We start from the raw sequence: 26,501 nt of genomic DNA, 5'->3' as shown, positions 1-26,501 counted from the left end.
ATGACACTTTGATGTCGGCATCAGTCCTGCATAGGCATTCAAGGGCCAGGGTCAAACCTTGCTCAGTAAGCGTAGACCATGGGTAACTGTCTGATATTTATTGCTTTAGTCTTTTTAAGTGAATGTTTTTCAAGGGTCTTTTGTCGTTTTGTCATCTATCAGTCATGTGCTTTGCCTAGGCTGATCGATACTTGCAGGGAGGCTATTCACGGTCGCCTCTGCCCATTTTGTGCACTGGTCTAGTCCAGATAGGTAACGTTGATGCGCGAAGATGCACCAAAAGCGGTGACAGCCATCGGTCTGGCTTTGCAGGAACAGATCGAGCACGGCCTGTTGCCACCCAGCAGCAAACTGCCCGCCGAGCGCAAACTCAGCGAGCTGTTCAACACCACGCGGATTACTGTGCGCGAGGCGTTGTTGCAATTGGAAGCGCAGGGGCTGGTTTATCGCGAGGAGCGCCGTGGCTGGTTCATTTCGCCGCCCCGGCTGGCTTATGACCTGATGCGCCGCAGCCACTTTCACGCGATGGTCAGTGCGCAGGGGCGGGTGCCGTCGACGGAAGTGATTTCGGCACGCCTGCAACCGGCCTCGGCGGCGATTTGTGATGTGTTGCAACTGCCAGCGCTGTCCAGCGTGATCCAGATCTGCCGCGCACGACGCATTGATCAACGGCTGGTGCTATACGTCGAGCACTACCTGAATCCGGAATATTTCCCGCAGATACTGGACTTCGATTTGACCCAGTCACTGACCGAGTTGTACGCCAGTCATTACGACATACGTTACGGTCAGGTGCGTTTCGAGATGGTGCCGACGGCGTTGCAAGTAGAAGCCGCGGCGGCGTTGAAAGTGTCGCTGGGCAGCCCCGGTCTGCGGATTGCCAGGGTCAACCATGATCAACAAGGGCGCTTGATCGACTGCGACCTGGAGTACTGGCGGCATGATGCAATACATGTGAGCGCGGTGGTGGCGGGGTAGCCTACAGGGGTCCATTAACCCATGTGCGTGTTCTGCTCAGCCCCCACCTTGCTCGCACTCCCCGCCATCGCATTCACCTGCACGCTCAACCTCGGTGTCGCCAGGTCCAGCCCGGCCTCATCCAGATGGCGTTTGAGCGACAGGTTGAACGCCCGTGACACTTCCCACTGCTTGATCGGCGCAGTCTTGAAACGTGCCCGCAGGATGGCGCTGCCCGACTCGAAACTTTCGACGCCCTGAATCTCCAGCGGTGACCAGATGTTGCGCCGTTGCAGCGGGTCCGCGCGCATTTTCTGCCCGACTTCGCGTATCAGCTTGATCGCGTCGTCGATGTTCATGCTGAACGGAATCGCGATGCGGAAGATCGCGTAGCCGAATTCACGCGAGTAGTTGTTGATGCTTTTGATTTCGCTGAACGGGATGGTGTGCACGATGCCGTCGATGTCGCGCAGGCGCACGGTGCGGATGGTCAGGCCTTCTACGGTGCCCAAGTGCCCGCCGACGTCGACGTAGTCATCGATGGCCAGCGAGTCTTCGATGATGATGAACAGACCGGTGATCAAGTCCGCCACCAGTGACTGCGCACCAAAGCCGATGGCCAGACCGATGACGCCGGCACCGGCCAGCAGCGGGGTGACGTTCATGCCCATGTTGGCCAGGGCGACGATCACCGCAATGATGAAAATCGTCACGAACAGCACGTTGCGAATCAACGGCATCATGGTTTGCGCCCGGGCATTGGCCAGGCCTTTGCGCGAGCGGGTCAGGGCGTGATGAACCGCCGTGTCACTGACAATCCACACCAGCCAGGCAAACAGCAACGTGGCGCCGAGGCTGAACAGCTTGACCATGATTTCGTGGCCGTCGCCTTCGCCGAAGCGAATCAACGAAATGCCCCAGACCCGCAGCCCCAGCTCAACGAAGATCAGCCACACCGTCAAGTGCGCGAGGACGTAGAAGAAGTTTTTCAGGCGCTCGGAATACAGCGCATGGCGTTTATGGGCGTGGTGCGGTTTGAGCGCGTGGCGGCGCACCAGGCCATTGATCACCATGCACAACACCAACAACACGGTGCAGATCAGGGCCTGACGCAGGGCGGTGCTGGTGTCGCCGGCGGAGACGAAGGTGGCGAACAACGACACCGCCACCAGCAGCAGCGCCGGGATATGCCAGAACGAGCCGAGGATCGACAAACTGTCGGTCAGCGCGCGGCGGGTCAGGCGCCGGGACAGCGGTTGGTTGCGAATCAAATGCGCGATGGGGCGGCGGAAACGCAGGATGAACAGCCCGCTGGACAAGGCTGCCATCACGTTGGTCAGGGTGGCCGCGGTGTGCGCCAGGTGCTCGCCGAGGCTGGCAATCAGGCGCGGGTCGTTCAACGCTTCGCCAAACGCGGCAAAACTGCCAATCAGCCACAGCGGTCGAAACGCCTGATGCCGCAGGATGTACAGGGCGCGATGCCGGTGCGGGCCATCCAGCAGCGAAAAGGCGATCACGCAAATCGCCGAGAACAAGGTGCCGACCACCAGCGCATAGGCCAGCACCATCGCCAGGTCTTTACCCAGCGACAATGGCAGTTTGTAACCCAGGTAAACGGTGATGGCCAACGCCACCATCCACGGCCCCAATTTGCGCAGGGCGAAGCGCAGCATGTCCCAGGTGCGCGGGTGTTGCGGTAACTCTTCTTGCAGGCCAAAGCGCACGCGCACGCGGTGGCTGAGCCAGATCAAGGCGGCTGCCAGCAGGCTCCAGATCAACATCACCAGAGCGAAGCCGAAGAGGATCGGCAGCCATTGGTTGGCCGGCAGCATCAGCGTCAGCAGTTCGTCTTGCGCCAGGCTCAATTCCTCGGACCAGCGATTGAGTGGGCTGTCGTCGCCGGAAAACTGATTCTCGAAGCTGCGCAGGCTGGTCGCGATCAAACCGAGCACACCTTCCTCGGTGATCGGCTGGGCCTTTTTGCTGGCGTCGCGGAGCTTTTTCAAATCGTCGAGCAGCTTGGCGCGTTGCTGATCGTTTTCCAGCGACTTGATTACTTCATCCAGCGACTGGCCCAAGGGTTCCTGGGCTTGCGGCTGGGCTTTTTGCCCGCCACCGAGGATGCCCGGCAGGCTGGCGGCCTGAACCGCGGCAACCGGCAGCAGCGCCAGCAGACAGATGAGAAAGACACGCGGCAGGAGGAACAGGCGGGCAAAAACAGGCACTAGGCAATTAACCTCGAGTCGTCATTCGGGCAAAGATAAGCAAGTGTACACGGGGCTTACGCCAACTTTTCGAGGATTTTGTAGGTGGCGGTGCCAATGATGCAGATCATCCCCAACCACAGGATAAACACGCCAATGCCGCGCTCTTGATAGCTGTAGCCGACGCACAACAAGATCATCCCGGTGAGTAACGGGAGCAGCAAGGAAATGACCGGATCCATGATGGTTTACCTTCCATAGACGATGAATTCAGTCTAGGTCGGTTTTTGGTAGATGGATCGCTATCGCGGGCAATCGAGCGTCGATCGCCCGCGATCAGCTAGTGACACTCACGGCAAATCATGACTCGCATAAAACGCCGTCAGCACTTTCACCAGATGCGCCAGGTCTTGGCTGCCGGCCAGCTCGCGGATCGAGTGCATGGCGAAGGTCGGCAGGCCGATGTCCACCGTGCGCACGCCCAAATGACTGGCAGTGATCGGGCCGATGGTCGAACCGCAGGCCATATCGCTGCGCATCACGAAGCTTTGCACCGGCACTTCCTGGGCCATGCACAGATGGCGGAAGAAGCCGGCGGTTTCGCTGCTGGTGGCGTAACGCTGGTTGTTGTTGACCTTGATCACCGGGCCGGCGTTGAGTTTCGGGCCGTGGTTGCCGTCGTGCTTGTCGGCGTAGTTGGGGTGAATGCCGTGGGCATTGTCCGCCGACACCAGCAACGAACGCTGAATAGTGCGCACGTAGTCGTCGCCTTCCGGCAACAGCCGTTGAAGAATCTGCTCCAGCATCGGGCCATCGGCGCCGCAGGTGGAGGACGAACCGACTTCTTCATGGTCGGTGCAGACCAACAGGCAGGTTTCTTCGCTGTCTGCGTTGAGCAAGGCTTGCAGGCCGGCGAAGCACGACAGCAGGTTGTCCAGACGCGCGCCGGCGATGAAATCACCATTGAGGCCGACCACGGCAGCACTTTGGGTGTCGTAGAAACTCAGTTCGAAGTCCAGCACCACGTCAGCGTTCAGCCCGTGTTCGCGGGTCAGTTGATCGGTGAGCAGGGCGCGGAAGTCCATGCGCTCGTCACCGGCCACCTGAGCCAGAATCGGCGGCAGTTCGTTCTGCGCGTTGATCGGCGTGCCTTCGTTGACGGTGCGGTTGAGGTGAATCGCCAGGTTCGGAATGACTGCAATCGGTGCCTTGAAGTCGATCAACTGGCTTTCGACCTTGCCGTCACGGCGGAAGGTCACGCGGCCGGCCAGCGACAGGTCACGGTCGAACCACGGGGCAAACAGGGCACCGCCATAGACTTCGACACCCAACTGCCAGAAACCCTGACGCTGCAACTCTGGCTGCGGCTTGACTCGCAGGCACGGGCTGTCGGTGTGGGCGCCGACCAGACGGATACCGCCGATCAATGGCGAATGGCGACCCAGCTTGAAGGCGACGATGGACGAGTCATTGCGGGTGACGTAATAGCGCCCCCCGGCCTCGGTGGACCATGTGTCACGCTCGTCCAGACGCAGATAGCCGGCCGCTTCCAGGCGTTGAGCGAGGCTGGCAGTGGCATGAAAAGGGGTAGGGGAGGCCTTGAGGAAATCGATCAGGCCTTGATTCAACGCTTCGCGCATAAGTTACTCCAGACAGCAATGGCGCAAGTTTACCGTATTGGCCCTGAATGTGTGACGGACCGCGTTACGCGATTCTCCGTGGGCACCTCTAGAACGGCGCCGGGCACTCAAAACGCAAACGCTCGCCGCTTTGCGGGTGGGTGAAGCTGAGCATGCTGGCGTGCAGGCACAAACGCGGATACGCCGCCAACGCCTGCGGATGCGCGTACAAGCCGTCGCCCAACAACGGATGGCCGATGGACAGCATGTGCACCCGCAACTGGTGTGAGCGGCCGGTGATCGGCGTCAGTTCCACGCGGCAGTAATCACCGCAACGCTCCAGCACCTTCCAGAAGGTCAGCGCATTTTTGCCGAATTCGTAATCCACCACATGCCGAGGCTTGGTCGGCGGGTCGTAGCGTAGCGGCAAATCGATGCTGCCGCTGTCCAGCTCAGGCTGGCCCCAGCACAGCGCGGTGTAGGCTTTTTCGGTTTCGCGGTCGTGAAACTGTCGCGACAGTTCGCGATGGGTGTCCGCGTCGCGGGCCAGCAGGATGATGCCCGAGGTTTCCCAGTCCAGGCGATGGACGATGCGGGCTTCGGGGTAACCGTTTTCCTGCAGGCGGGTGATCAGGCAATCCTTGTTGTCATCGGCGCGGCCGGGGACGGAAAGCAGCAGGGTCGGTTTATCGACTACCAGAACGCCAGCGTCCTGATGAATGATGCGGATGTTCGACAACGGCATGTGCAACGGACCTCGAGACGCTAGAAACGCCAACGGCGGCCGCTCGACCCTTCCACCATCAGAAGGGCCGAACGGCCGCCGCGGGCACCCGCCGGATCAACGATCGGGCAGGGTGATGTTGAGTTCGAGAATCGAGTAGCTGCCTTGGCTTTCCAGGGCAACCTGCACTTGGTCCGACTCGATGTTTACATACTTGCGGATCACTTCCACCAGCTCTTTTTGCAAGGCGGGCAGGTAATCCGGGGTGCTACGTTGGCCGCGTTCATGCGCCACGATGATCTGTAGACGCTCTTTCGCTACCGAAGCCGTACTTTCTTTTTTGCGGTCTCGAAAGAAGTCAAAAATGTTCATTACCGACCCCCAAACAATTTCTCAAACCATCCCTTTTTCTGCACATCAATGAAACGATGCACGACTTCCTTGCCCAGCAAACGGTCTACGGCATCGCTGTACGCCTGGCCGGCGTCGCTTTGGTCATCGAGGATGACCGGGATGCCCTGGTTCGAGGCTTTCAATACGGCCTGAGACTCAGGAATCACGCCCAGCAGGCGGATCGACAGGATCTCTTCGACGTCTTCGACGCCGAGCATTTCGCCCTTGGTGACGCGCTCCGGGTTGTAGCGAGTCAGCAGCAGGTGTTCCTTGATCGGGTCTTCGCCCTTTTCGGCGCGACGGGATTTGCTGGCCAGCAGGCCAAGCATGCGGTCCGAGTCACGGACCGACGACACTTCAGGGTTGGTCACGACGATCGCTTCGTCGGCGAAATACATCGCCAGGTGCGCGCCTTTCTCGATGCCCGCAGGCGAATCGCAGACCACGAATTCGAAGGTTTCCTTCAATTCCATGAGGATTTTTTCAACGCCATCCTGGGTCAGGGCGTCTTTGTCACGAGTCTGGCTGGCGGCCAGCACGTACAGGTTTTCCAGGCGCTTGTCTTTGATCAGGGCCTGGGTGAGGGTTGCCTCGCCGTTGACCACGTTGACGAAGTCGTACACCACGCGGCGTTCGCAGCCCATGATCAGATCGAGATTACGCAAGCCGACGTCAAAGTCGACGATGACAGTTCTGTGGCCGCGCAATGCGAGACCGGTACCGATAGCGGCGCTGGTGGTGGTCTTACCCACACCACCCTTGCCGGATGTAACCACGAGAATCTTGGCCAAGGTGTTTCACCCCTAGAGGAAAAGGACAGTTAGTCCCTGAAGAACAGCCCTTTAAACGGCGATAGTTGGGCAATACTGCAAATCGAAAACCCCGTGCATCGGACTTAACCACTGGAAAATCCTGGTTTTTTCTCGACTTGCGACTGCGTTTGCCTCGTTTTCGCGACGAATAAGAGATGCTTAAAAAAAACGGCAGTATCCGTTAAAGACGGGTGATGTTCAACACGTCACCAGACAGGCTGACCTGCACCCCGGCACCCCACAGAGGATCGCGGCGCAAATCTTCGGAAACCTTGTAATGCCCGGCGATCGAGATCAGTTCGGCACCCATTTGCTGACAGAAAATTCGTGCCTTGGTGTCGCCTTTTATCCCGGCCAGCGCTCTTCCGCGCATTGGGCCATACACATGGATGTTGCCATCGGCGAGAAGTTCCGCACCTGGACTGACTGGCGCGGTGACGATCAGGTCGCAACCCTGGGCATAAATCTGCTGCCCGCCGCGTACCGGCGAGGTGATGATCTTGGTCGGCTTGATCGTCGGCTCGGGTGGCTTTTCCGGCTTTTTCTTCACCACTTCGACTTCCGGGGCCGGGTCCAGCGCACGTTCGCGGGCACCGGAAGGCGGCAGCACGGGCAGGTCGATGGCGATGGCGGCGGCGATGTCTTCGATGCGGTTGGCGCGAATCGCCAGGGTCCGCAGGCCATGATGACGGCACACGCGCATCAGGCCGGGCAAGTCCACCGCGCCTTCGCCGGGCGGCAGTTTGTCCAGCGCGAGCACCAGCGGCGTGTTGCTGAAGAAATTCGGTGCGAGGGCGACCTTGGCCGCCAATTGGCGGTCAAGGCTCTCGAGATTGTTGCGGGCCAGCTCCAGCACGGTAATGGCGAGCATGCTGCCCTTCAACTGGAACACCGGATCCTGGTCTTTCAATTCTTTTTGGCTCATGGTCGGCACAAAGCAGCTTGTCACTAAAAGTGCCGAGACTTATAACGATTACGCCCGCGAGTCGCAAGCCGCGCTGAACTCAACCGATAATAGCTAACCGATGTAGAATGCGCGGCCATTGTCTTTACGGAAGCTGTAATGGAACGCCCGCGTTTTCGATCTGCTTTTCTTCATCCGCGCTTCTGGCCCCTGTGGCTGGGCCTTGGAGCACTGTGGCTGGTGGTTCAGTTGCCGTTTCGGGTACTCGTTGTGGTGGGCCGGATCCTCGGTCTGGCAATGTACCGTTTCGCCGACGATCGCCGACGTATAGCCGGGCGTAATCTGGAATTATGTTTCCCCCATTTGTCGTCCGACGAACGTAAACACCTGCTCAAAGAAAACTTCGCCTCCACCGGGGTCGCCTTTTTCGAGATGGCCATGAGTTGGTGGTGGTCGCGCCAACGCTTGACCCGACTGGCGCACATCGAAGGCCTGGAACACCTGAAGCAAGCCCAGGCTGACGGCAAGGGCGTGATCCTCATGGCGTTGCACTTCACCACGCTGGAAATCGGTGCCGCGTTGCTCGGGCAAGAGCACACCATCGACGGCATGTACCGCGAGCACGACAACCCGTTGTTCGATTACATCCAGCGTCAGGGGCGCGAGCGGCACAACCTCGATTCGCTGGCGGTGGAGCGCGAAGACGTGCGCAGCATGCTCAAGCAACTGCGGGCCGGGCGCGCCATCTGGTACGCACCGGATCAGGACTACGGCGCCAAACAGAGCCTTTTCGTGCCGTTCTTCGGCATACAGGCCGCGACCGTGACCGCCACCAGTAAATTCGCCACCCTGGGCCGCGCGGTGGTGGTGCCGTTTACCCAGAAGCGCCTGGACGACGGCAGTGGCTACAAACTGGTGATCCATCCGCCGCTGAAAGATTTCCCCGGTGAGAGCGACGAGGCCGATTGCCTGCGCATCAACCAGTTCGTCGAGCGTGCCGTCACCGAATGCCCGGACCAGTATTTGTGGACCCATCGGCGCTTTAAAAGCCGACCGCCGGGCGAGCCGAAGTTGTATAAGAAGGTTGCGGAAAAGAAGAGCAAATAAAAAATGCCGACACGCGCCGTACGGAAATTGTCATGAATGCCACCGAGCAGATGGCCGCTGTAGAGGCTTCGATTCAAGGCAGGACCGCGTCTGAGCCGGTCACGGGGTTGATCCTTTCCGGTGGCGGGGCCCGGGCCGCCTATCAGGTTGGAGTGCTGGCCGGCATTGCCGACCTGCTGCCCCACGGCGCGCCCAACCCGTTTCCGGTGATCGTCGGCACCTCTGCCGGCGCGATCAATGCGGTCAAACTGGCCAGTGGAGCCTCGCACTTTTGTGCGGCGATTCATCAACTGGTGCAATTCTGGCAAGGCTTTCGCAGCCATCAGGTGTTGCGCAGCGACTGGTCGGGCGTGTTTCATCAGGCCAGTCGTTTTGTCGGTCACAGCCTGCTGGGCATGGGCTCTCAGGTGCCGGTAGCCTTGCTCAACAGCTCACCGTTGCGTGATCTGTTGACGGATCGCCTGGATTTACCGGGCATCGACCACGCCATTGCAGCCAAACACTTGCAAGCCGTGGCAGTGACCGCCTTTGGTTACGAATCAGGGCAGGCGGTGACCTTCTATCAGGGCAGCGGCTCGATCGACTCGTGGCTGCGTCATCGGCGCATCGGCCTGCCGACCCAATTGACCGTCGAACACTTGTTGGCCAGTTCAGCGATTCCCTTGCTGTTCGCCCCGGTGAAAATCGGTCAGGAATATTTCGGCGACGGCGCGGTGCGGCAATCGGCACCGATCAGCCCTGCGCTGCATCTGGGGGCGAATCGGGTGCTGGTGGTGGGCGTCAGCGGCAACCCGCGCGGGATCGAAACCAACAGCCCGGTGCATCGCACGGTGATGGGCAGCCAACCGACGCTGGCGCAGATTGGCGGCCACATGCTCAACAGCACCTTCATCGACAGCCTTGAAAGCGACATCGAATTGCTGGAACGGCTGAACATGCTCAGTCGATTGCTGCCAGGCGAACAGCCGGTGCGTACCCTGGGTTTGGCGCCGGTGGAAGTGCTGGTGATCGCCCCCAGCCAACCCATCGACGAAATCGCCGCCCGCCACCGCCACGAACTGCCCCCGGCCTTGCGCATGTTCCTGCGCGGACCGGGCGCGACCAAGACCAGCGGCGCCGGGGTGTTGAGTTATCTGCTGTTCGAGGCGGGGTATTGCAGCGAACTGATCGAACTGGGCCGCAAAGATGCCATGGCCCAGAGCGATCAGTTGAAGAAGTTTTTGCGTTTGGCGTGAGGCGCTAGTGCCTGCCACACCTTCGTCCCTGTAGGAGCTGCCGAAGGCTGCGATAAGGTCGGAACGACCTTCGCGTTGGAAGGCCTATCGCAGCCTTCGGCAGCTCCTACAGAGGGTTCGGTGCATCACCCAGCGTGTTATGCAGTCAACTTATCATCCCGAAAATCACGCAACGCCTGTTCGATCTCTTCCCGGGTGTTCATCACGAACGGCCCGTATTGCACGATCGGCTCACCCAGCGGCTTGCCGGCAATCAGCAACACCTTGGCCCCAGACGCGCTGTGCAGTTGCACCTCGCCCTGTTCCGACAATCGTGCCAGACGGCTCGTATCAATCGCCTGCGGATGACCTGCAAGCTCTGCGGAGCCTTCGTACACATACAGCAGCACCCGATGGCCATCGGGAATGCGCGGGCTGATGCTGGCGCCGGCCGGGATGTGCAGGTCGAAGTAAAACGGCTCAGTGTCCGGACGCTGCACCGCACCGGCTTGTTGCACCTGGCCATCATCGAACTGGCCAGCCATCACCGTGACGTCCACGCCGGCCTGGGTAGTCAAACGCGGAACGTTTTCCGGTTGAATGTCCTGATAGCTGGCCGGCTCGAGCTTGGTCTTGCCCGGCAGGTTCAGCCACAGCTGGAAGCCGCGCATTACGCCTTCTTCTTGCTCTGGCATTTCGCTGTGGATAATCCCGCGCGCGGCGGTCATCCACTGCACGCCGCCGCCTTGCAACAGGCCGACGTTGCCCAGGTGGTCTTCATGGCGCATGCGACCTTCGATCATGTAGGTCACGGTTTCAAAGCCACGGTGCGGATGCGCTGGGAAACCGGCGATGTAATCGTCGGGCTTGTCCGAGCCGAACTCATCGAGCATCAGGAACGGATCGAACAGTTCCACGCCGGGGCCGCCAAACACTCGGGTCAAGCGCACACCCGCGCCATCCGACGTCGGCTGACCGGCCTGGATCGCCAGTACTTTACGAAATTGAGTCATCACGGCAACTCCTGATCAGGTGGGAATGGCGCACATCCTATGCCTATCCGTCTGATCAATGAATGGGGGCTTTTGCGTTGTAGTTATCGGCTATTTCGATATTTTGTAGGAGCGGGCTTGCCCGCGATGGCGGTCAAGCTGACACCCAGCGTCAGGCCAATCGCGGGCAATCGAGCGTCGACCGGCCGCTCCTACAAAGGTTGTGCGTTATTCGCCAATCATCAGCTTGCGCGATTCGGTGTACACATACCGCACTTTCTCGTATTCAAACGGCGAGTTCAGCGAGCCGTAGCGGAAGTCGGTGGTGTAGCGCTTGTCGATGGCTTGCAGCAGGTAGATTTCCGGGTGGTTTTCGCTGGTTTGCGCCACGTTCAGGAAGTTGATCTGGTCCTGCACGGTAAAGTCGACCAGCAGACCGCCGGTGTCACGCAGGTTCGACGGGCCGAGAATCGGCAATACCACGTACGGGCCGGCGGGCATGCCGTAGAAACCCAGGGTCTGGCCGAAGTCTTCAACCTGTTTCGGCAAGCCCATTTTGGTCGCCGGGTCCCACAAACCGACCACGCCGAGGGTGGTGTTGAGCAACAGGCGGCCGGTGGTTTGCAGTGAGCGCTTGCCCTTGAACTGCAGCAGGCTGTTGACCAGGTTCGACACGTCACCCAGGTTGCTGAAGAAGTTACTGACCCCGGTACGCAGGAATTTGGGGGTGATGTACTTGTAGCCGTCGACCACCGGCAAGTACACCCACTCGTCGAAGCGGTAGTTGAAGTGATACACCCGGCGGTTCCACGACTCCATCGGGTCATAGACGTTAAGTGCGTTGAGGGTCGCCCGTTCGAACTCGCGCTGGTCCAGGCCCGGGTCGAATTTCAGCGACTTCAAAGGCTCGGTGAAACCATCCGCATCGTTGGCCCTGACCACGGTGGCCGGGTGTTCGGCACGCGGCACATCGGCGGCGTGTACGGCGCCCGCGCAGAGCAGGGCAGCAGTCAGCAAAAGACGTTTAGCCACGGAAAAACTCCAGCATGGCGTCGCTGTTGACGCGGTAATTGAGGTTGCCGCAATGGCCGCCGTAGGGGTAAACGGTCAAGCGATCGCCGAAGGTCTTGCGCAGGAAACCGAGGTCGCCGGGGCCGAGAATCACGTCGTCGGCGTTATGCATGACGGCAATTTTCGAGCTGTTGTGCAGGTAGTCCTTGAGCGCATACAGGCTCACCTGATCCACCAGTTGCAGCAGGCTGCCGCCGTCAGTGCGGGCACGCCACATCGGTATCACCTGATCGGTCAGGTAACAATCGAAGTCGCATTGCAGGGCGCGCTTGAAGAACGGTGTCAGGCTGGTGCCCTCGCTGATCGGGTATTTCGGCGGGGTGATCAGGCCACGGCGATTGATCAGGTCAGAGGTGAAGGCAATGTCGGCTGCCGAGAAGCGGAACGAGGTGCCGATCAGCATGGCCATCTGTTCGTTGGTCAAATGCTCGCGGGACTGCTGGAGGTCGAACAGCAGCGCGTCATTCAGGTCGATGTAACCTTTTTGCTTGAAGTAACTGCTCAGCTTGCCCAGCACCAGCTCGTAAAAGGTGGTGGTGCCGTTAATGCCCCTGACGTGCGTTTGTACAAGCTTGTCGAGGTTGCTGATCGAGGTGTAGAGGTTCACCGGCGGGTTGAGCAACAGCACGCGCTTGAAGTTGAAGCTGTGCTTGCTTTCATCCAGTTGGCTGACGAAGGCGGCGTCCAGTGCGCCCAGGCTATATCCGGTGAGGTAATACTCGGTCACCGGCAGATCCGATTGTTGCGCCCGTACCGCCTGCATCACTCGATACAAGTCCTCGGCATCTTCCTTGGTCACGCCGGGCGTCGCGTAGCGCGAGGCAGAGCTCATGAAGTCGTAACTGGTGGGTGATGACAACTGCACCACGTTATAGCCGGCCTGGTAATACAGCTTTTTCAGGAATTCGTTGATCGTGCTGTTGTAAGGCGCGCCGGTGCCGGCAATCAGAAAGATCAGCGGGGCAGGGTGGTCTTGTTTGGCCAGGCGATAGCGCAGTTTTTTCACCGCCCAAAAGTTGTCGGGCAGGGTGAAGTCACGTTCGGGGCGCAAGTTGAGGCTGTAGTCGGACTGGTTGATGTCCGCGTCTTCCGGCAGTTTGGGGCGCAGGTCCACCGGCGTGGTGGCGATAGTGGCCTCGAAGGGATTGGTCAGCGGGAAGCCGTAGCCTTTGGCGTCGATGTCGACCGCCAGAGCGGACGCACTCAGGACGAGGCTGCCGAGGACGGCAGCGAAGCGCAAAAAACGGAGCATGGCTAAATCCCTTGGGAAAAGGCTGGAAAACGTACGCAGGCTATGACCGCAGGGCTGGTGCCAAAGTGCCGCATCTGCCGGTGAAGGACCTGTAATAACTTTCAGACAATAGACGTACTCGGGATTTATCGACAGTAAACGCGGTCTTTATCTCCGCTCAGCCCTTGCACAGCAGCGGCGGGCGATTATGCTGGGCGCCGTTTTCGCGTCCGCTCGCGTTGTTTTCTGGAGTTCTGCATGTCCCGTCGTTTGCCCCTGATTTTGCTGCTGATCGCCTTGCCGCTGTGGCTGGCGGCCAGCTATGGCTTGCGCTACTCGTTGATGGAAGATGCGAAGTGGGTCGGCATTTGCGCCAATGACGCGCTGGACTGGCAATGCCAGATGCGCTCGGGGTTGGGTTGGATGATCCACTTCGGGACAATCGCTTGGGCCGCACTGCTGACCTCGGTCATCGCTTTTTGCGTGCCGGGGCGTGGTGGTTGGGGCCTGGCGGTGCTGGCGCTGCTGATCGGCATTCCGGCGCTGGTGCTGTATAGCGCCAACATGGCGGTGTTTGCGGTGGTGATTGCCGGGTTGCGGCTTGTCAGAGCGCAGTAATCGCAATTGCGGGCAAGCCCGCTCCTACAATGTTGCAACTCAAACCCCAGACAGCACTGAGGGGAGCCTGGGCTCCCCTCTAATCGTGTGACGTGCTCTTTTTTATTATTGTAGGGCGGCCTGTTTTTGTTTTTGGCGACCAGTCCCTTCACTGCTGTTTTTCTGCGACCCCCATCCGGGGTCAAGAGCAAACGTATTTTTTTGAGCGCTGACCTGCTTCATCACTAAGGTGATCCAACCCGTCCTGCAGCTACCTGAAGGTAGTTTTATTATTCTTTGACCGGTTGCGGGACCGAGATCCCGGGAAAGCAATTCCACTCCAAAAAAATCTGTTAGCTACGCCTCTGTCCGTGTTGTTCTTGTTATGTCAGAGCCGATACGTTTTGTTTTTATTGGGTTGTCGCTTGTTTTTATTTTTGTTGTGCAAGAGAGATAGCATGTGTCGTGCCAACTTTTAAAAAGACTTTAAAATCAATAGCTTAATAATTTAGCTGAAAAAACACGGACAAAAATGACGACCTTTTGTTTCCGTGTTACCCGTGAAACAACCGGCCTTTGTGGGGCCGGTAACACAATTTTCACATGGGGCTGTTACGCACCCGCAGGCAACGCCAGAGCGCTGCGGTCAGCACCACGCACACCAGCGCCCAGCTCAACGCCTGTTGACTGGACAATCCTTCCTCGAATAACTGCGGAGCAACGCCCGCACCCACGATAAAGGTCAGCAGCGCCACTTCTCGGCGTGGCACCGCTACCGGTCGCAGCAGATAGAAAATTGCTGGCAGCCACAGGGTCGGGGTCGGGAAGCTGCGGTAACGGGCATCGAACACCAGCGCCAGCATCATCACCGCAGCGGCGAAACCGCTGGCGGCCACCCACCAACCGGCCCGTGCTTCAAACCACTGGAACGCCTTTGCTCGCCAGCCATTTTTCGCCGAGAGGGTCAAGGCGGCGTGCGCCAACACGATCAGGTTCAATCCGACCAACGCCACCGCCCACACCCACTCACTGGCAAAACGGCTGGTGACCCGCGCCAATTCACCCCAGGTGCCAATACAGCAGGCACCCAAGGCGGCGAGCAGCGGCAGGGCGATGGCTGCGCGGGCGTTTGAAACACGCCCGGCGAAGGCCAGCGTCAGCGCAAACAGACCGCCACTGACTGCCAGCCAGAACGGCCAGTACGCCAGGTTCGACACCGGGCCGGCGAGTACACCTTTCTCCTGGCGGTCGGCATCGAACAAGCCCCAGTAACCGCCGACTGCGCCTTCCGACGCACGCTTCCACGGTTGGTCAAAGGCCTCGATCAGGTTGTAGTGCCAGTTGTTCTGTTCGGCCATGGCCACGAAGCCGCGAATGAAGCGCGCTTCGTTGGCGCGACTCGGGACGGCGGTCTGTCGTTGGCGACCTTCGCTGGGCCAGCCGGTTTCACCGATCAGGATGTCTTTGGGGGCGAAGCGGCTGCCGAAAACCTGCCGCACCTGCGCCACGTGTTGCAACGCATCGTCGATGCCCTTGGGATCGTCTTCCCAATACGGCAGCAAATGGATGGTCAGGAAATCCACCGCTGGCGCGACTTCCGGGTATTGCAGCCAGAAGTCCCAGACATCGGCGTAGGTCACCGGTTGTTTGACCTGGCTTTTCACCTGTTGAATCAGCTTCACCAATTGCGCACCGGTGACCTCTTTGCGCAGCAAGGTTTCGTTACCGACGATGACGGCGGTGACCACGTCCGGGTTGGCATTGGCCGAGGCGATGGCCGCGTCGACTTCTTTAGCGGTGTCCGCTGGATTGGAATTGACCCACGCACCAATCATTAGCTTCAGACCGTGCTTGCGCGCCAATTCGGGGATCGCCTCAAGGCCAGTCATCGAGTAGGTGCGGATGCACTGGAAGCGGGTGGCAAGCAGCGCCAGATCAGCATCCATACGTTTCGGGCGCAGCTTGAACGGCTGGTCGAACGGCGATTGGTCTTTGTCGAACGGCGTGTAGGACGCGCACTGCAATTTGTGTGTCGGCGTGGCGGCGTCCGGCAGGATCACCGGTTTACCGAGGCCATACCAGAAGCCACACATGGCCAGCAGGGCGAGTACACAGGCGAGTAAATAAGGGACGGCGGGGAAGCGGGAAGTCGCAGGCATGATGGGGCCGAAGTGGGGCGAAGGCCGGCATGTTACCCGTATTTTTCCCGGGGCTGGAGAAGGCCTTTCGCTACTCCATGCAATCTTCGGGCGTTATTTTTCCAGGGTTTGTCGCATTCAGGTGGATTTGTCGTTGATGGCTCCTTGGTGTCGTTTCTCGCTGTCTTGAGGTCGCTGACAGAGAAGGAGGCATCCCCTTGCAGGTTGATTATCAAGGCGCCAGCACGGTGCCGCAGTCAGTGGCACCTGAACAGGTGAAGCGTGAGGGGGCGGCAGTGTTCCAAAGCCGGGCATTTGGGTCTTGTTGTCCCTTAAAAAAACGTTATTGATGCCCGACAGTCGTCGGGTACGAGTTCGGGGAAGTTACGATGAAGATGCGACGTATCCTTGGCGCAGGTGCCGCACTGGCACTTGCGATCAGTTCCACGCTGGCGATGGCAGACGCAAAACCTCAGTTGTCCATTGGCTATGTCGACGGCTGGTCCGACAGTGTCGCCACCACCAACGTAGCGGCTGAAGTGATCAAGCAAAAGCTCGGTTATGACGTCAAACTCGAAGCCGTTGCGACCGGGATCATGTGGCAAGGTGTTGCCACCGGCAAACTCGACGCCATGCTGTCGGCCTGGCTGCCAGTGACCCATGGTGAATATTGGACCAAGAACAAGGACAAGGTTGTCGACTACGGTCCCAACTTCAAGGATGCGAAAATCGGTCTGATCGTGCCTGAGTACGTCAAGGCGCAAACCGTGGCCGATCTGAAAACAGATGACAGCTTCAAGAATAAAATCGTCGGTATCGACGCCGGTTCAGGCGTGATGCTCAAGACCGACCAGGCGATCAAGGACTACGGTCTGGATGGCTACAAGCTGCAAGCCAGCTCCGGCGCCGCGATGATCTCCGAGCTGACCCGTGCTGAAAATAAACATGAATCCATCGCCGTCACTGGCTGGGTGCCGCACTGGATGTTCGCGAAGTGGAAACTGCGCTTCCTGGAAGATCCAAAAGGCGTCTATGGTGCTGCTGAAACCGTCAATAGCATCGGCAGCCTGGGTCTCGAGAAGAAAGCACCGGAAGTCGCTGCTTTCCTGAAGAAATTCCAGTGGAGCTCCAAGGATGAAATCGGCGAAGTCATGCTCGCCATCCAGGACGGCGCCAAGCCCGACGCCGCCGCGAAAGATTGGGTCGCCAAGCACCCTGATCGCGTTGCGGAATGGACCAAGTAATACGTCCGCACACGTCTAGTTAGCACCTCTTGAGGCCATCAGCCGTTATTGACTGATGGCCTTTTGCTTATAGGTCACCATTTTCAGTGTTTATTCACGCCCCGATGCGCGCCCCGCACTACGCTTAAGCATAGGACTTAGTGTTCTAACGACTACTGTCGTTCTAATACTAAGGTCGTCTGGAGTGCGAGCTAGAGCAGACTAAAGTGGAATACGTTCCATCTCATCTGTGCTGCGAGGATAAAAACAATGAACGACAGCATTTACCTCTCGATTCAAAACAGCCCGCGTTTCAAGGAGCTGGTTGCGAAGAGAGAACGTTTCGCCTGGATACTCTCGGCGATCATGCTTGGGCTCTACTCAGGCTTCATCTTCTTGATTGCATATGGACCGCATGTTCTCGGGGCAAAAATCAGCCCTGACTCATCGATTACGTGGGGCATTCCGATTGGGGTCGGCCTGATTCTGTCAGCCTTCATCCTCACCGGAATCTACGTCTACCGTGCCAACGGTGAATTCGATGATCTGAACAACGCCATTCTCAAGGAGGCTCAACAATGATTCGGCGTCTACTCGCGGCCCTGGGCCTGGCAGTATTCGCACCGAGCTTGTGGGCGGCTGAGGCCCTCACTGGCGCTGTGCATAAACAACCGCTTAACGTGTCGGCGATCATCATGTTCGTCGCCTTCGTCGGTTTCACCCTGTGCATTACTTACTGGGCGTCGAAACGCACCAAGTCGGCGGCGGATTACTACACCGCGGGCGGTAAAATCACCGGTCTGCAAAATGGCCTGGCGATTGCTGGCGACTATATGTCGGCAGCCTCCTTCCTGGGGATTTCCGCACTGGTGTTCGCGTCCGGCTACGACGGCCTGATCTACTCGATCGGCTTCCTCGTGGGTTGGCCGATCATTCTGTTCCTGATCGCTGAACGCCTGCGCAATCTGGGTAAATACACCTTCGCCGACGTGGCGTCCTATCGCCTCGGCCAGAAGCAGATTCGCACCTTGTCCGCCTGCGGTTCGCTGGTGGTGGTGGCGTTCTACCTGATCGCGCAAATGGTCGGTGCCGGCAAGCTGATTCAGCTGCTGTTCGGCCTCGACTACTACGTGGCGGTGATTCTGGTCGGCGTGCTGATGTGCCTGTACGTGCTGTTCGGCGGCATGCTGGCAACCACTTGGGTACAGATCATCAAGGCGGTACTGTTGCTGTCCGGTGCCAGCTTCATGGCGCTGATGGTGATGAAACACGTCAACTTCGACTTCAACACGCTGTTCTCCGAGGCGATCAAAGTTCACCCTAAAGGTGAAGCGATCATGAGCCCTGGCGGCCTGGTGAAAGATCCGGTCTCGGCATTCTCGCTGGGTCTGGCGTTGATGTTCGGTACGGCCGGTCTGCCACACATTCTGATGCGCTTCTTCACCGTAAGCGACGCAAAAGAAGCGCGTAAATCGGTGCTCTACGCCACCGGTTTCATTGGTTACTTCTACATCCTGACCTTCATCATTGGCTTCGGCGCGATCCTGCTGGTCAGCACCAACCCCGCGTTCAAAGATGCAGCGGGCGCACTGTTGGGCGGTAACAACATGGCAGCCGTTCACCTGGCCAACGCGGTCGGTGGCAGTCTGTTCCTGGGCTTCATCTCGGCCGTGGCCTTCGCCACCATTCTCGCAGTGGTTGCGGGTCTGACCCTGGCCGGCGCAACGGCGGTGTCTCACGACCTGTACGCCAGCGTGATCAAAGGCGGCAAAGCCACCGAGAAAGATGAGATTCGCGTGTCGAAGATCACCACCATCGCGTTGGGTGTACTGGCCATCGGCTTGGGCATTCTGTTCGAAAACCAGAACATCGCGTTCATGGTTGGCCTGGCGTTCTCCATCGCGGCGAGCTGTAACTTCCCGGTGCTGTTGCTCTCCATGTACTGGAAGAATCTGACCACCCGTGGCGCCATGATCGGCGGCTGGATGGGCTTGATTACTGCAGTAACGCTGATGATCCTCGGCCCGACCATCTGGGTGCAGATCCTGCACAACCCGACCCCGATCTTCCCGTACGAATACCCGGCGCTGTTCTCCATCGCCGTGGCCTTCATCGGTATCTGGTTCTTCTCCATCACCGACAAATCGAAAGCGGCAGAAGGCGAACGCGCCTTGTTCTTCCCGCAATTCGTCCGTTCGCAGACTGGCCTGGGCGCCAGCGGTGCGGTGTCTCACTAACAGCGGTTGATGCAATGAAAAAAGCAGCCTTCGGGCTGCTTTTTTTATGGGCGCTCCACGCGGACCTTGTAGGAGCTGCCGAAGGCTGCGATCTGCAGCGAAGCGGCAGCATGATTTGAAGGCCTTCAGGCCTTATCGCAGCCTGCGGCAGCTCCTACAGGGATGTGTGTTTGTAGTGGTCAACTAATCCACGGTCACCACAATCCGCCCCAAATGCTGGCTCTTTTCCAGATACCGATGGGCTTCGACGATGTCGTCAAAGGCAAAGGTTTTCTCGATCAGTGGCTTCAGCTTGCCCGACGCCAACCCCGCGTGGATAAACTCCACCGCCGCCTTCTGTAGCGTGGCATCGGTGGTCGTGCCGAACAGGTTGTAGCCGTGGATGTTGGGCTTTTTAGCGATCATGTCGAGGATCGGCAGCTCGGTAGGTTCTTCACTCAGGGCGCCGTATAGGAAGATATGGCCACCTGGCGCCAGTGCTGAAATCAACTTGGCCAGGGTCGAACCGCCCACCGGGTCGAAGGCCAGCGTCGCGCCTTTGTTGTCGGTGATGCGCATCACTTCAGCCACCAGATCCTGCTCTTCAGTGGCGATCACGTGCTGCGCGCCAGCCGCCAACAGTTGCTCGCGCTTGGCACTTGTGCGGGTCAGGGCAATGGACGTGGCGCCCATCATGTTGACCAGTTGAATGGTGCCCAGGCCAACGCTGCTGGAGGCGGCGGGTATCAGAACCACGTCGCTGGCACTGAGCAAGCCCGGTTCAATCATCGCGCCATACGGCGTGATGTAGGGGTTCCACACCGCCACCGCTTCGGCGAACGACAACGATTCGTGCTTTTTCACCACCGCGTGGGCTGGCGCCAGCACTTGGTCGCCGTACATGCCGTAATCGTTCAGCGAGAACGACGGCACGGTGCTGACCGCATCACCGACTGCCACATGGGTCACCGACTCGCCGACCGCTTCGACGATCCCCGAGGACTCATAGCCCAGGCGCGCCGGCAAGCGGACTTCTTCGACGTAAGCGCCCTTGCGCCACATGGATTCGGCACGGTTCAGGCCAATCGCCTTGACCCGGATTCGTACTTCGTTCGGACCGGGAACCGGGGGCGGAATTTCTTTGAACTGCAGAACCTCAGGTTCGCCGTAACGGGTGAATTCAACTACACGAGCCATGGATAACACTCCAGTCTGGATTGGGATGCGCCCACCTTAGGCGGGATTGCAGCAAAGAAAAATTGGCTGCCGATCCAAACACTGCGGAATAAATATCCTTAATACCCGACAAACAAACACCCCGGCGTGCGGGGTGTCTGGGGGTTAAAGCAGCAACTAAATCCGGCCGAGCAAGACCAAAATCAACAGAATAACCAGGACAGTACCGATGATGCCTGATGGCCCATAACCCCAGCTTCTGGAGTGTGGAAACACTGGCAAACCGCCAACTAGCAGCAGGATCAGGATGATGATAAGAATTGTGCCGAGGCCCATGGTGAGTTCCTTCTTTCTTTTGGTAAATGGCGTCTTCAGTTCACGTTTTTAGCGCGCGGTGCGTAAAGTGTGAGCTGCTTAATTAATCCGACTCCCGCTGTTCTAAAAAAGTCCGTTTTTTTTTGCAGCCAACTTTAGACGGGTAGAAATATGCTTTATCGCGTTTTTGCCGATGCCGTCGTGGTGTTCCACCTGGTGTTTATCGTCTTCGTCATGCTCGGCGGTCTGCTGGTGCTGCGCTGGCATTGGTTACTGGCGCTGCACCTGCCGGCAATGGTCTGGGGCGCAGTGGTGGAGTTCTTTCATTTGTATTGCCCACTGACGCCGTTGGAAAACAGCCTGCGCGTGCAGGGCGGGGAGCAGGCTTATGCGGGGGATTTTATTCAGCACTCGTTGATTCCGTTGATCTACCCGGCGGGCCTGACGCCGGGGATACAACTGTGGCTGGGGGCCGCAGTCGTGTTCACAAACGTGCTGGTCTACGGCTGCTTGATACGGCATGCATGGATACACCGCAAAGCCTTATAAGCCGTGGGTTTGCCTGTGGCATTCAGCAATCTGATTGTAGGACGATCTGCCGATAACCTTGGCTACACTGCGGCTCATCTCTCCCAGAACAACAAGGCAGTTCCCTATGCAAAACCGAATGATGATCACCGGCGCCGGGTCAGGCCTGGGTCGTGAAATCGCACTGCGCTGGGCGCGTGAGGGCTGGCAGTTAGCGTTGTCGGACGTCAGCGAGCCAGGCTTGCAGGAAACCCTGAAACTTGTGCGCGAGGCGGGTGGTGATGGTTTCACTCAACGCTGTGACGTGCGTGACTACAGCCAGCTGACTGCACTGGCTCAGGCGTGCGAAGAGAAATTCGGTGGCATTGATGTGATCGTCAACAACGCGGGCGTCGCCTCCGGGGGCTTCTTCAGCGAACTGTCGCTGGAAGACTGGGACTGGCAGATCGCGGTCAACCTGATGGGTGTGGTCAAGGGCTGCAAGGCGTTCCTGCCGCTGCTGGAAGTCAGCAAGGGCAAAATCATCAACATCGCGTCGATGGCGGCCCTGATGCAAGGCCCGGCCATGAGCAACTACAACGTGGCCAAGGCGGGCGTTGTTGCCCTGTCGGAAAGCTTGCTGGTGGAACTGCGCCAGGAAGAAATCGCTGTGCACGTGGTGTGCCCGTCGTTCTTCCAGACCAACTTGCTTGATTCGTTCCGCGGCCCGACCCCGGCAATGAAAGCCCAGGTGGGCAAACTGCTGGAAAGTTCGCCGATCAGCGCCAGCGACATCGCCGACTATATTTTCGAGCAAGTGGCCAGCGGGGAGTTCATGATCCTGCCCCACGAGCAAGGGCGCATGGCCTGGGCCCTGAAGCAGAAAAATCCACAGCTGCTGTACGATGAAATGGCCTCGATGTCCGACAAAATGCGCGCCAAGGCCAAGCAATCCCGCGAGTAAGCGTTATGAAGGTTGGCCTATTCGCAGGCTTGCCTGCGAAGGCCTCTACCGTTAGGGTTGCCGGGCCATCCTGACGAGATTCCGACGTGCTCAATTACCTGTGGTTTTTCCTCGCGGCGCTGTTCGAGATCGCCGGTTGCTATGCCTTCTGGATGTGGCTGCGGATGGGCAAGACCGCGCTGTGGGTGATCCCTGCGTTGCTCAGCCTGACGCTGTTCGCGCTGTTGTTGACCCGCATCGAAGCCACCTATGCCGGGCGTGCCTACGCTGCGTATGGCGGTATTTACATCGTCGCGTCCATTGCCTGGCTCGGCTTGATCGAGAAGATCCGGCCGCTGAATTCCGACTGGCTGGGTGTCGCGTTCTGCGTGATAGGCGCCAGTATTATCCTGTTCGGCCCGCGTTTTTCCTCGCCGTAATCCGATCGAAGCCGTCTTTGTAGGGCGACTTTTCTGATGTTTTACTGCGCAAAACGGGTCAATTCCGTAGGACAAATCTGGGGCGGCTGAAGGGCATTACTGATTTGTCCCGCGTGCATTGATGGGGGCCGGTTCGCCGGGCACTCTGCGCTCTTTGTAACAAAAAGAGGGCGGACACCATGCTGGTATTGACACGAGAAATAGGCGAGACCTTTTCAATCGGCGATGACATCACCGTGCAGATCCTGGGCGTCAACGGCAATCAGGTACGGCTCGGCATCACCGCACCCAAACACGTGAAAATTCATCGGGCTGAAGTGTTCCGGCGGATTGCCAAGCGCTTGGCACAAGAAGCCGAGCAGCCACCGGCGTGAGGCCGATCAGTCGAGCCACTCCTTGGGCACGTCGTGTTTGAGCATCAATTGGCACTGCTCGCTTTCCGGATCGAACACGATCAGCGCCTGGCCTTTGCTCAGGGCATGACGGACCCGCAGCACGCGGGTTTCCAGCGGGGTGTCGTCGCCGTTGTCGGTGCCGTCACGGGTCACAAAGTCCTCGATCAGGCGCGTGAGGGTGTCGGGTTCGAGTTGGTCGTGGGGGATCAGCATGAGGTTCTCACGTACAGGGCAACGCGCAGTTTCCCACGTTGCCCTGAGACTTCAAACCCCTTCCGTGCGCTGGCCGATCAGGCTGTCCACTGCCGGTACGCGTGTATCGGACTCCATTTGTGCGTCATGTTCCAGTTGATGACTGAAGCGCTCCAGCGAGCCTTGTGCCGGCTCCGCGTCGCTGGCGAACACCGGCGGGCTGAGGATGTAAGCGCCCAACAGACGGCTCAAGGCGCTGAGACTGTCGATGTGGGTGCGTTCATAACCGTGGGTCGCGTCGCAACCAAAGGCCAGCAACGCGGTGCGCACGTCGTGCCCGGCGGCGAGGGCGGAATGGGCGTCGCTGAAGTAATAGCGAAACAGGTCACGTCGTAGCGGTAACTGATGTTCCGCGCCCAGCTGCAACAAGTGTCGCGACAGGTGGTAGTCATAACGCCCCCCCGAATCCTGCATCGCCACGCTGACCGCTTGTTCACTGGAGTGTTGGCCGGGCGCCACCGGAGCAATGTCGATGCCGACGAATTCGCTGACGTCCCAGGGTAAAACCCCCGACGCGCCGGTGCCGGTTTCTTCGGTGATGGTGAACAGCGGGTGGCAGTCGATCAGGGGTTGAGCACCGCTGTCGACAATGGCTTTGAGGGCTGCGAGCAACGCGGCGACCCCGGCTTTGTCGTCCAGATGGCGGGCGCTGATGTGGCCGCTTTCGGTGAACTCCGGGAGCGGATCGAAGGCGACGATATCGCCTATGTTAACTCCTAGTTTTTCGCACTCGGCGCGGCTGTTGCTGTAGGCGTCCAGACGCAATTCGACGTGGTCCCAACTGATGGGCATTTCATCGACGGCGGTGTTAAACGCGTGCCCGGAAGCCATCAATGGCAACACACTGCCGCGAATCACCCCGGTGTCGGTGAATACGCTCACCCGGCTGCCTTCGGCGAAACGGCTGGACCAGCAACCAATCGGCGCCAGGGCCAGACGACCATTGTCCTGCAGCGCGCGAACGCTGGCACCGATGGTGTCCAGGTGCGCGGACACCGCGCGGTCGGGGCTGGTCTGTTTACCTTTTAGCGTGGCGCGAATCGTCCCACGGCGGGTCAGTTCGAAGGGGATACCCAGCTCTTCAAGTCGCTCGGCAACATACCGCACGATAGTGTCGGTAAAGCCGGTCGGGCTGGGGATCGCGAGCATTTCCAGAAGGACTTTCTGCAAGTACTGCAGGTCTGGTTCGGGGGATTTTGCTGCTGACATGATGAGGCTCCAGAAACTTGACGCATTCATGTAGGAGCGGGCTTCATGCGGTGTCTCAGATAAACCGCTATCGCGGGCAAGCCCGCTCCTACAGATGAGTGCGCGTAGGCATCAGTTATGCACAGGCAAACTGTGTGGAAACAGCAGGTCGACGAAGCGCTCGGCCGTCGGCTGCGGTTGGTGATTGGCCAGGCCGACGCGTTCATTGGCTTCGATAAACACATACTCCGGCTGATCGGCGGCGGTCACTATCAAGTCCAGGCCCACCACCGGAATGTCCAACGCTCGCGCGGCACGAATCGCCGCATCGGCCAGGGTTGGGTGCAGGATCGCGGTGACATCCTCCAGGCAACCACCAGTGTGCAGGTTCGCCGTGCGTCTCACCGCCAGTTGTTTGCCCGACGGCAGCACGCTGTTGAGGTCATAGCCTGCATCGCTCAGGGTACGGCGGGTTTCGGCATCCACAGGAATACTACTTTCGCCCGAGGTCGCGGCCTCCCGGCGACGACTGGTGGATTCGATCAACGCCGCGATGGTCTGCTGCCCATCACCGACGATCTCCGCCGGGCGACGGATCGCTGCCGCCACCACTTCAAAACCGATTACCACGATGCGCAGGTCCAGGCCTGGGTGATAGCTTTCCAGCAACACCCGGCTGTCGAATGCGTGGGCGCGTTCGATAGCGCGCTGGACGTCGCCGATGCTGTGTAAATCCACCGCCACGCCGTGACCCTGTTCGCCATCCAGCGGCTTGACCACGATCCGTTGGTGGGCGTCGAGGAAGGCCAGGTTGTCATCGCCGTTGGCCGCCAGTTGCTGCGCGGGCAGTTGCAAACCGGCGGCCTTGAGCATGCGATGGGTCAGGCTTTTGTCCTGGCACAAGGTCACGCTCACCGCGCTGGTCAGGTCGCTCAGCGATTCGCGACAGCGCACCCGGCGCCCGCCATGACTGAGGGTAAACAGTCCCGCATCGGCATCGTCGACCTGCACCTCGATACCCCGTCGATGGGCTTCATCGACAATGATCCGCGCATAAGGATTGAGCGCTGCCTGGGGGCCGGGGCCGAGGAACAGTGCTTCGTTGATGCTGTTCTTGCGCTTGATGGCGAAGGTCGGCAGCGTGCGAAAACCGAGCTTGGCGTAGAGATTTTTCGCTTGTTGGTTGTCGTGCAGCACCGACAGGTCGAGGTAACTCAGGCCGCGACTCATGAAGTGTTCGATCAAGTGCCGCACCAACACCTCACCGACGCCGGGCCGCGTGCATTTCGAATCGACCGCCAGGCACCAGAGGCTGCTGCCGTGTTCCGGGTCGTGAAAGGCTTTCTCATGGTTGAGGCCCATCACACTGCCGATCACCGCGTTGCTGTTTTCGTCCTCGGCCAGCCAATACACCGGGCCACCTTGGTGGCGCGGGGTGAGCCGGGTCGGGTCAACAGGCAACATGCCGCGACTGACGTACAACTGATTGATCGCGCGCCAATCCAGCGCATTTTGTGCGCGGCGAATGCGAAAGCCGCGAAACACTCGCTGTGCCGGGCGGTAGTCGCTGAACCACAGGCGCAGGGTGTCTGACGGGTCGAGAAACAGTTGGCCGGGAGACTGCGCCAACACCTGCTGCGGCGCCGCGACATACAGCGCGATGTCGCGCTCGCCGGGTTTCTCGTTGAGCAGTTCACTGACCAGGGCCTCCGCGTCGGGATACGTGTGGCCGATCAACAGCCGACCCCAGCCGCAATGCAGGGCCAATGGCTGGGCGTCGAGAGGGCTGCCGTCTTCGGCAAAGCGCGCTTGCAGGCGTTCGTAAGAAGGCGATTGGCCGCGCAGCAGTCGTTGGCTGAAGGTCGAAGCATGATGTTTCATCG

Annotated in this window: 27 protein-coding genes; 11 read left to right on the top strand and 16 right to left on the bottom strand. The window is 59.2% G+C overall.

Features of this window, described 5'->3' with window-relative positions:
* Positions 1 to 261: 261 nt before the first annotated feature.
* Positions 262 to 978 carry a UTRA domain-containing protein gene (locus ACF0H7_RS23600; protein WP_397449264.1) on the top strand — a complete coding sequence of 239 codons (717 nt, stop codon included), beginning with the start codon at positions 262 to 264 and terminating at the stop codon, positions 976 to 978.
* A 14-nt stretch (positions 979 to 992) separates the two neighbouring features.
* Here ACF0H7_RS23600 and ACF0H7_RS23595 read toward each other — a convergent pair whose 3' ends face one another.
* From ACF0H7_RS23595 to minC, 7 genes are all read right to left on the bottom strand, one after another.
* A complete protein-coding gene (locus ACF0H7_RS23595; RefSeq protein WP_397449263.1) occupies positions 993 to 3,182 on the bottom strand; it encodes a mechanosensitive ion channel domain-containing protein in 2,190 nt (729 codons plus the stop codon).
* A 56-nt stretch (positions 3,183 to 3,238) separates the two neighbouring features.
* Complete coding sequence (locus ACF0H7_RS23590) at positions 3,239 to 3,403, bottom strand: hypothetical protein (protein WP_397449262.1); 165 nt, start codon at positions 3,401 to 3,403, stop codon at positions 3,239 to 3,241.
* Positions 3,404 to 3,511: 108 nt separating this feature from the next.
* Positions 3,512 to 4,801: a M18 family aminopeptidase gene (locus tag ACF0H7_RS23585; RefSeq protein WP_397449261.1), complete on the bottom strand. Its 1,290-nt coding sequence runs from the start codon at positions 4,799 to 4,801 to the stop codon at positions 3,512 to 3,514.
* An 88-nt stretch (positions 4,802 to 4,889) separates the two neighbouring features.
* Complete coding sequence (locus tag ACF0H7_RS23580) at positions 4,890 to 5,525, bottom strand: RluA family pseudouridine synthase (RefSeq protein ID WP_397449260.1); 636 nt, start codon at positions 5,523 to 5,525, stop codon at positions 4,890 to 4,892.
* A 96-nt stretch (positions 5,526 to 5,621) separates the two neighbouring features.
* Positions 5,622 to 5,876 (bottom strand): cell division topological specificity factor MinE, encoded by a 255-nt coding sequence (gene minE, locus ACF0H7_RS23575; RefSeq protein WP_397449259.1) that lies wholly within the window; start codon positions 5,874 to 5,876, stop codon positions 5,622 to 5,624.
* Positions 5,876 to 6,688, bottom strand: a complete 813-nt coding sequence (gene minD / locus ACF0H7_RS23570) for a septum site-determining protein MinD (protein ID WP_397449258.1) — start codon at positions 6,686 to 6,688, stop codon at positions 5,876 to 5,878. Before minD ends, minE begins: the two co-directional genes overlap by 1 nt.
* Before the next feature lie 202 nt (positions 6,689 to 6,890).
* Positions 6,891 to 7,634, bottom strand: coding sequence for a septum site-determining protein MinC (minC, locus tag ACF0H7_RS23565; RefSeq protein ID WP_397449257.1), 744 nt, complete (start codon positions 7,632 to 7,634; stop codon positions 6,891 to 6,893).
* Positions 7,635 to 7,772: 138 nt separating this feature from the next.
* Here minC and ACF0H7_RS23560 point away from each other — a divergent pair, with 138 nt between their 5' ends.
* Positions 7,773 to 8,720 (top strand): lipid A biosynthesis lauroyl acyltransferase, encoded by a 948-nt coding sequence (locus ACF0H7_RS23560; RefSeq protein ID WP_397449256.1) that lies wholly within the window; start codon positions 7,773 to 7,775, stop codon positions 8,718 to 8,720.
* Between the two features lie 32 nt (positions 8,721 to 8,752).
* Positions 8,753 to 9,955 (top strand): patatin-like phospholipase family protein, encoded by a 1,203-nt coding sequence (locus tag ACF0H7_RS23555; protein WP_397449255.1) that lies wholly within the window; start codon positions 8,753 to 8,755, stop codon positions 9,953 to 9,955.
* Positions 9,956 to 10,092: 137 nt separating this feature from the next.
* Here ACF0H7_RS23555 and ACF0H7_RS23550 read toward each other — a convergent pair whose 3' ends face one another.
* From ACF0H7_RS23550 to ACF0H7_RS23540, 3 genes are all read right to left on the bottom strand, one after another.
* A complete protein-coding gene (locus ACF0H7_RS23550) occupies positions 10,093 to 10,947 on the bottom strand; it encodes a pirin family protein (RefSeq protein ID WP_397449254.1) in 855 nt (284 codons plus the stop codon).
* Positions 10,948 to 11,154: 207 nt separating this feature from the next.
* Complete coding sequence (locus ACF0H7_RS23545; RefSeq protein ID WP_397449253.1) at positions 11,155 to 11,958, bottom strand: VacJ family lipoprotein; 804 nt, start codon at positions 11,956 to 11,958, stop codon at positions 11,155 to 11,157.
* Positions 11,951 to 13,249 (bottom strand): serine/threonine protein kinase, encoded by a 1,299-nt coding sequence (locus tag ACF0H7_RS23540; protein ID WP_397449252.1) that lies wholly within the window; start codon positions 13,247 to 13,249, stop codon positions 11,951 to 11,953. Before ACF0H7_RS23540 ends, ACF0H7_RS23545 begins: the two co-directional genes overlap by 8 nt.
* Positions 13,250 to 13,486: 237 nt before the next feature.
* Between ACF0H7_RS23540 and ACF0H7_RS23535 the strand changes: the two genes are divergently transcribed.
* Complete coding sequence (locus ACF0H7_RS23535; RefSeq protein WP_397449251.1) at positions 13,487 to 13,846, top strand: hypothetical protein; 360 nt, start codon at positions 13,487 to 13,489, stop codon at positions 13,844 to 13,846.
* Between the two features lie 578 nt (positions 13,847 to 14,424).
* On the opposite strand, the gene ACF0H7_RS23530 is transcribed toward ACF0H7_RS23535, so the two are convergent.
* Positions 14,425 to 15,984 carry a beta (1-6) glucans synthase gene (locus tag ACF0H7_RS23530; protein ID WP_397449250.1) on the bottom strand — a complete coding sequence of 520 codons (1,560 nt, stop codon included), beginning with the start codon at positions 15,982 to 15,984 and terminating at the stop codon, positions 14,425 to 14,427.
* 368 nt (positions 15,985 to 16,352) lie between these two features.
* On the opposite strand from ACF0H7_RS23530, the gene ACF0H7_RS23525 reads away from it, so the two are divergent.
* From ACF0H7_RS23525 to ACF0H7_RS23515, 3 genes are all read left to right on the top strand, one after another.
* Positions 16,353 to 17,207 carry a glycine betaine ABC transporter substrate-binding protein gene (locus tag ACF0H7_RS23525; RefSeq protein ID WP_397449249.1) on the top strand — a complete coding sequence of 285 codons (855 nt, stop codon included), beginning with the start codon at positions 16,353 to 16,355 and terminating at the stop codon, positions 17,205 to 17,207.
* 249 nt (positions 17,208 to 17,456) lie between these two features.
* Entirely contained in the window at positions 17,457 to 17,768 is a 312-nt protein-coding gene (locus tag ACF0H7_RS23520; RefSeq protein ID WP_397449248.1) for a DUF485 domain-containing protein, read from the top strand.
* Positions 17,765 to 19,423 (top strand): cation acetate symporter, encoded by a 1,659-nt coding sequence (locus ACF0H7_RS23515; RefSeq protein ID WP_397449247.1) that lies wholly within the window; start codon positions 17,765 to 17,767, stop codon positions 19,421 to 19,423. Before ACF0H7_RS23520 ends, ACF0H7_RS23515 begins: the two co-directional genes overlap by 4 nt.
* A gap of 183 nt (positions 19,424 to 19,606) precedes the next feature.
* Here ACF0H7_RS23515 and ACF0H7_RS23510 read toward each other — a convergent pair whose 3' ends face one another.
* Both ACF0H7_RS23510 and ACF0H7_RS23505 read right to left on the bottom strand, forming a co-directional pair.
* Positions 19,607 to 20,599, bottom strand: coding sequence for a zinc-dependent alcohol dehydrogenase family protein (locus ACF0H7_RS23510; RefSeq protein ID WP_397449246.1), 993 nt, complete (start codon positions 20,597 to 20,599; stop codon positions 19,607 to 19,609).
* Positions 20,600 to 20,755: 156 nt separating this feature from the next.
* Positions 20,756 to 20,914: a DUF3309 family protein gene (locus tag ACF0H7_RS23505; protein WP_397449245.1), complete on the bottom strand. Its 159-nt coding sequence runs from the start codon at positions 20,912 to 20,914 to the stop codon at positions 20,756 to 20,758.
* 150 nt (positions 20,915 to 21,064) lie between these two features.
* Here ACF0H7_RS23505 and ACF0H7_RS23500 point away from each other — a divergent pair, with 150 nt between their 5' ends.
* From ACF0H7_RS23500 to csrA, 4 genes are all read left to right on the top strand, one after another.
* Complete coding sequence (locus tag ACF0H7_RS23500; RefSeq protein WP_397449244.1) at positions 21,065 to 21,442, top strand: DUF2784 domain-containing protein; 378 nt, start codon at positions 21,065 to 21,067, stop codon at positions 21,440 to 21,442.
* 106 nt (positions 21,443 to 21,548) lie between these two features.
* Positions 21,549 to 22,364 carry an SDR family oxidoreductase gene (locus tag ACF0H7_RS23495; protein WP_397449243.1) on the top strand — a complete coding sequence of 272 codons (816 nt, stop codon included), beginning with the start codon at positions 21,549 to 21,551 and terminating at the stop codon, positions 22,362 to 22,364.
* A gap of 86 nt (positions 22,365 to 22,450) precedes the next feature.
* A complete protein-coding gene (locus ACF0H7_RS23490) occupies positions 22,451 to 22,783 on the top strand; it encodes a YnfA family protein (RefSeq protein WP_397449242.1) in 333 nt (110 codons plus the stop codon).
* Positions 22,784 to 22,962: 179 nt separating this feature from the next.
* The gene (gene csrA, locus ACF0H7_RS23485) at positions 22,963 to 23,157 is read left to right on the top strand and encodes a carbon storage regulator CsrA (RefSeq protein WP_397449241.1); all 195 of its coding nucleotides are present in this window, start codon (positions 22,963 to 22,965) and stop codon (positions 23,155 to 23,157) included.
* A 6-nt stretch (positions 23,158 to 23,163) separates the two neighbouring features.
* Here csrA and ACF0H7_RS23480 read toward each other — a convergent pair whose 3' ends face one another.
* From ACF0H7_RS23480 to ngg, 3 genes are all read right to left on the bottom strand, one after another.
* Complete coding sequence (locus ACF0H7_RS23480; protein ID WP_397449240.1) at positions 23,164 to 23,391, bottom strand: YheU family protein; 228 nt, start codon at positions 23,389 to 23,391, stop codon at positions 23,164 to 23,166.
* A 51-nt stretch (positions 23,392 to 23,442) separates the two neighbouring features.
* On the bottom strand, positions 23,443 to 24,639 hold the full coding sequence (locus tag ACF0H7_RS23475; RefSeq protein ID WP_397449239.1) for an osmoprotectant NAGGN system M42 family peptidase: 1,197 nt from the start codon (positions 24,637 to 24,639) through the stop codon (positions 23,443 to 23,445).
* Between the two features lie 111 nt (positions 24,640 to 24,750).
* Positions 24,751 to 26,499: an N-acetylglutaminylglutamine synthetase gene (gene ngg / locus ACF0H7_RS23470; RefSeq protein ID WP_397449238.1), complete on the bottom strand. Its 1,749-nt coding sequence runs from the start codon at positions 26,497 to 26,499 to the stop codon at positions 24,751 to 24,753.
* Between the last annotated feature and the right edge of the window lie 2 nt (positions 26,500 to 26,501).

Origin of the sequence: Pseudomonas sp. NA-150, from assembly GCF_044336365.1 — a bacterium.
Classification (GTDB): domain Bacteria; phylum Pseudomonadota; class Gammaproteobacteria; order Pseudomonadales; family Pseudomonadaceae; genus Aquipseudomonas.
This window is presented reverse-complemented; position numbering and strand designations above follow the sequence as displayed.